General features: G+C 74.0%; 4 protein-coding genes. 1 reads left to right on the top strand and 3 read right to left on the bottom strand.

Going from position 1 to position 5,283, the window contains the following annotated elements; genetic code table 11:
• Positions 1–385: 385 nt before the first annotated feature.
• Complete coding sequence (locus QC282_RS31870) at positions 386–2,476, top strand: bifunctional glycosyltransferase 87/phosphatase PAP2 family protein (RefSeq protein ID WP_279553080.1); 2,091 nt, start codon at positions 386–388, stop codon at positions 2,474–2,476.
• Positions 2,477–2,710: 234 nt separating this feature from the next.
• Here QC282_RS31870 and QC282_RS31865 read toward each other — a convergent pair whose 3' ends face one another.
• The 3 genes from QC282_RS31865 to QC282_RS31855 form a co-directional block, all read right to left on the bottom strand.
• The gene (locus QC282_RS31865; RefSeq protein WP_279553079.1) at positions 2,711–3,127 is read right to left on the bottom strand and encodes a transglycosylase SLT domain-containing protein; all 417 of its coding nucleotides are present in this window, start codon (positions 3,125–3,127) and stop codon (positions 2,711–2,713) included.
• 333 nt (positions 3,128–3,460) lie between these two features.
• Positions 3,461–4,291: an ECF transporter S component gene (locus QC282_RS31860; RefSeq protein ID WP_279553078.1), complete on the bottom strand. Its 831-nt coding sequence runs from the start codon at positions 4,289–4,291 to the stop codon at positions 3,461–3,463.
• The coding region (locus tag QC282_RS31855; RefSeq protein WP_279553077.1) for an ATP-binding cassette domain-containing protein at positions 4,288–5,283 on the bottom strand (996 nt) is incomplete at its 5' end. The genes QC282_RS31860 and QC282_RS31855, both read right to left, overlap by 4 nt.

Below are 5,283 nucleotides of genomic sequence, written 5' to 3'. Positions count from 1 at the left end.
CGGGGGGTGTCCGCCCGCAGCGGTTGGCGCGTCAACGCCAGGGCGTTTTCAAGTGACCGATTTCGCGCCGTTCCGAGGACGGACACCCCCCGGCGCGGCCCCGACCCACCCACCGAACCGACAGCGCGACGCACGCCAGCACCGCACCCGCACAGGCCGCCGCAGACACCCGCCCCGCAAACGATTCCGCTCCGCTCCGCCCCGCAACGATTCCGCTCCCCCCGGCAAACGATTCCGCCCCCCAAACGATCCCGCCGGCGTCCGTCAGGTGAAGCGGGGGTGGACCGCGTCCCTCTCTCGGGGGCGGTGCGCACCTCATAAGGTTCATGAAGCAGCCCACATGGGACACGCGGGACAGAGCGGGCGGGCGGGAGGCCGACAGGGCGTGGCGAATGCGGAGCACAGCGGGAGACCGCCGGAGGCGCTCGGAGCGACAGACGCCGACGGAACCAGAGCACGCCTGCGCGCGACGCGCCTCGCCCTGTGGGCCGTCGCCGCGATCCTCGCCGTACGGCAACTGGCCGTCGTCCTGCGCACGCCCCCCGGAGAACGCCTGACGGACCTGGAGACCTGGGTCGGCCCCAACGGCGTCCTGCACGTCACCGGCTCCCTCTACGACTCCACCCGCTTCACCGGCACCCCCTTCTCCGGCCTCGTCCTCAAACCCCTCACCCGCGCCGCCGAACAGGCCCTCGGCTGGGGCTGGACCTTCGGCACGCTCCTCCTCGTCGCCGCCCTCGGCCTCGTCGCCGCCCGGGCCCTGCCCCGACCGGTGAGCCGCCGCACGTCCCTCCTCGCCGCCCCCGTGGCGATCAGCCTGCTGATGCTGTCCCTGCCGGTGCGCAACACCCTCTGGCTCGGCCAGACCAGCGTCGTCCCGGTCCTCCTCGTCCTCCTCGGCTGCTTCGCCGCCCGCGGCCGGCGAACGAGCGGCGTCCTCATCGGCATCGCCGCGGCCCTCCAGCCGACGGTCCTGCTCTTCGTCCCGCTCCTCCACCTCACCGGCCGCAGACGCGCAGCCGCCACCGCCGCCGCCACGTTCGCGGCAGCCACCGCGCTCGCCTGGGCGGCGATGCCGCACGACTCGTACACCTACTGGGTGCACCACATGGCCGGCGCCGGCCTCGGCGGCCCGGCCGACGACCTCGCCAACCAGTCCCTGCACGGCGCCCTGCTCCGCCTCGGCCTGACCGGCCCGCCGGAGATCGCCCTCTTCCTCGTGCTGGGCGCGGCCGTCGCCGCCCTCGGTGTGCGGCGCGCGGTGCGCTACGCCCGCGACGGCCAGCTCCTGCTCGCCGTGGCGATCACGGGCTGCGCCGCGATCGTCGTGTCGCCGACCGCCTGGCAGCACCAACTGCTGTGGGTGCTGCTCGCGGTCGTCGGCCGGGTCGGCAGGCGCGCCGCGGACCGCCGCCTCTGGCCGGTCGCCGTCGTCCTGGTGATGACGCTGCCGGGCAGGATGATGCTGCCGAACATGGCGCTGCTGCACCCGCTGCGCGAAAACGTCGTGCTGATCGCGGCCCTCGCCGCCGCCACCGCCGTACCGTTCCTGTCGCGCACGTCGCCGTACTACCGGTCGCCGATCCCGACGGACTACGCGGCGCCGGTCCCGGCCAGGTTCCGGCACGTTCCCCTCGTCCCGGTGATGCGCCGCGCGCTGACCCGTCCGAACCTCCTCCTGGAACTGCTCCTGATCCGGGTCACGTACGCCGCGTACGCGAAGGTGCGGCTCGCGGCGACGGGCGACCGGGCCACCGCCGAGCGGCACGGGGAGCAGATCCTCGCGCTCGAAAGGGCTCTGTGGATCGACATCGAGCACTGGGCCAACCACGCCGTGTCGCGGGTGGACTGGCTGAGGGACTTCTTCGACTTCTACTACACGTCGTTCCACTTCCTGGTCCCGCTGGCCGTCCTCGGCGTGCTCTACGTCCGCCGTCCCGTGGACTACCGGTGGGCGCGCTCCACCCTGGGCGTCGCCACGCTGCTTGCCCTGCTGGGCTTCTGGCTCTACCCGCTGGCGCCGCCACGGCTGATGCCGGGGCTGGGCTTCGTGGACACGGTGCACGGAGTCCAGGACTTCTCCGAGCCGGACTACGGGGTGTTGACCGAGCTCACGAACCAGTACGCGGCCATGCCGTCCCTGCACTTCGGCTGGTCCCTGTGGTGCGGCGTCGTCATCGCCGTCCTCGCACGCCCGTGGTGGGCGAGGTGCCTGGGCCTGCTCCACCCCATGCTCACGGCGTGCGCGATCGTCGTGACGGCGAATCACTGGGTACTGGACGCGGCGGGCGGAGCGCTGGTGGTCGGCGCGGGCTTCGGCGTGGTGTACCTGCTGCAGGGCCCGAGGGCACGGACGCTGACGGCGCCGGCCCCGCAAACCAGTAAGGCCGGAAAGGAGCACCCGGACCGGGACGTCGAGGAGCACCCGGACCGGGACGACAAGGCGCACCCCATCGCGGACGGTACGCCGAGCTGATCCGGTACTCGCCCGCCGCAGGCACCTTCAGCCGCTGAACTCGCCGCGCGGCCGTGCGGCGCGAACTACGCCTGAGGGGACGTCGAACGGGACGAAACCGTTGACCGGTTCCGGGAGGAAGACGGCTCAGGGCACCGGCCCCGAGCCACGCACCGCACTTCACTCTCGTGGGGCGAAGGCGGCGGCCCAGGGGATCGGGGCCGCCGCCGTCGGTTCGGGGAGTCGGGTGGGTGGTCAGTACCAGCCGTTGGACTGCCAGAAGTCCCAGGCGCCGCAGGCGCTGCCGTAGCGGTCCTTCATGTAGTCCAGGCCCCACTCGATCTGGGTGGCGGGGTTGGTCTTCCAGTCGGAGCCGGCCGAGGCCATCTTGGAGCCGGGCAGGGCCTGGACGAGGCCGTAGGCGCCGCTGGAGGCGTTCGTGGCGTTGACGTCCCAGCCGCTCTCGTGCTCGACGATCTTCGAGAAGCACTGGTACTGGGCCGAGTCCGAGATCATCTTCTTCGCGACCGTCTGCGCCGAGGAGGCGGCCGTCGGCGCCGCCTGGGCGGGCGCGGCGGCGATGAGGGTGCCACAGGTGGCGGCGGCCACGGCGGTACCGGCGAGGGCCTTCTTCGGAGCGGCGGTACGGCGGAGGAGGGAAACGACGGACACGGGGGACCTTTCGTCGGGGACGGGGGTGTCGCGCGGTCTGCCGCCGGGAGGCAGGGGGCAGGGGCATGCTTCGGCGCCGCGGCCCTGTGGGGCACGTCGGCGCCTGGCGACCGCTCCAGAGAAACAGTCCGGCCATTCGTCCGCAATGACCCCTTTTACTAGTGGTGTTCGCATGCGGGGCCACTCGTCCGTGTGTGACGTGGTTCGCAATGCGCAGGTCGGAGGGGGCGCGGGCGCCGCGCGTCGGCCCGGTCCGGGTACGGCCCCGCTTCGTAGGGGACCTACGGCCTGTGGGGCGCCTCACCCCGGCCGTGACCCGCCGTGCGCGCGGTCCTACTCGCCGCGCGCGTCGAATGTGACCGGCGCCTCGAAGGCGGCCCGGCGCGTGGCGCGGCGCAGGGCGCGCAGGACCGGGGCGCCCAGCGTCACCGTCAGGACGACGGTGACGAGCGCGCGGCCCAGGTCCCAGCCGAGCGACGTGGCCAGGCAGTAGGCCAGGAAGCGCGCCAGGTTCGCGGGGACCGTCGCGTCCGGGTCGAAGGCGATGTTCGAGGACAGGGTGCCGAGGAAGGGCCAGCCCGCCATGTTCATCACCGTGCCGTAGGCGAAGGCGGCCAGGAATCCGTACCCGGCCAGCAGGGCGAGTTCCGTACGGCCGCGCAGCCGGTCCGCGCCCGGCAGCAGGCCCGCGCCCATCGTGAACCAGCCCATCGCCAGCATCTGGAACGGCATCCAGGGCCCCACCCCGCCCGTGAGCAGCGCCGACGCGAACATCGTCACCGAGCCCAGGACGAAGCCGAAGCCCGGTCCGAGGACCCGGCCGCTGAGCACCATCAGGAAGAACATCGGCTCGATGCCGGCCGTGCCCGCCCCGATGGGCCGCAGCGCGGCGCCGGTCGCCGCGAGGACGCCCAGCATCGACACCGCTTTCGGGCCGAGCCCCGACTCCGAGATCGTCGCCGCCGCCACCGCGACCAGCAGCACCAGCAGTCCCGCGAACAGCCACGGCGCGTCCTGGGCGTGTGCGGCGACCTGCGAGGTGGGCGGCGCGAGGAACGGCCAGCCGACCGCCGCCACGCCGACCGCGCCGACGAGGAGGAGGGCGGCGACCGAGCGGGGCCCGAGCCGCACGGCCCGGGCCTGCCGCTGCACGGACCGGGTCACGACGCCGACTCCGGCGACTTCGCGGACTCGGCCGACTCGGCGGAATCCACGGCCCTGGCGGAATCGACGGTTTCGGCCGAACTGACGGCCTCGGCAGAGGCGAGCGCCTTCCGGACCTGCGTCACCGTCAGCCAGTGCTGCGGTGCCAGGATCTTCGCCACCTGGGGCGCGAAGGACGGCGACGACACCACGACCTCCGCCGTCGGGCCGTCCGCGATCACCTCGCCGTCGGCCAGCAGCACGACCCGGTGGGCGAGTTCGGCGGCGAGTTCCACGTCGTGCGTGGCCAGGACGATGGCGTGGCCCTCGGCGGCCAGCTCGCGCAGCAGCCCGACCAGGCGGGCCTTGGCCGCGTAGTCGAGGCCGCGGGTCGGCTCGTCCAGCAGGAGCAGCGGCGGGCGCGCGGTCAGCACGACGGCCAGCGCGAGGGTGAGGCGCTGGCCCTCGGACAGGTCCCGCGGGTGCGTGTCGTCGCAGACGCCGGGCAGGAGCGTGGACAGCAGGGTCCGGCAGGTGCCCGGTTCCGCGTCCGCGTCCCGGTCGGCGGCCCGGCACTCCGCGGCGACCGTGTCGGCGTACAGCAGGTCGCGCGGCTCCTGCGGTACGAGCCCGACGCGGCGCACGAGTTCGCGCGGTGCCGTGCGGTGCGGTACGGCGTCGCCGACGCGGACGGAACCGGCGGCCGGTTCGACGAGGCCGACCAGCGCGCCGAGCAGCGTGGACTTCCCGGCGCCGTTGCGGCCCATCAGGGCGACGGTCTCACCGGGGGAGACGGCGAGGTCGACGTGGCGCAGCGCCTGGACGCGGTCGCGGCGGACGGCGAGGGCGCGAACGTCCGCGACGCGCGGGGCGGTTGGCGCGGCCGGGGCGCGACGGCGCAGCAGCCGCCGGACGGAGGCGGTGCGAGGGCGCGCCTCGACCACCGCGCCCGCCACCGGCGCCGTCCTCGTCGACGAAGCCGAGGCTTCCGACGCCGCCGACGAAGCCGAGGC

The organism is Streptomyces sp. DH24, assembly GCF_029813775.1.
Classification (GTDB): Bacteria; Actinomycetota; Actinomycetes; order Streptomycetales; family Streptomycetaceae; genus Streptomyces.
The sequence above is the reverse complement of the archived record's forward strand: the minus strand, read 5'-3'. Positions and strand labels throughout refer to the sequence as shown.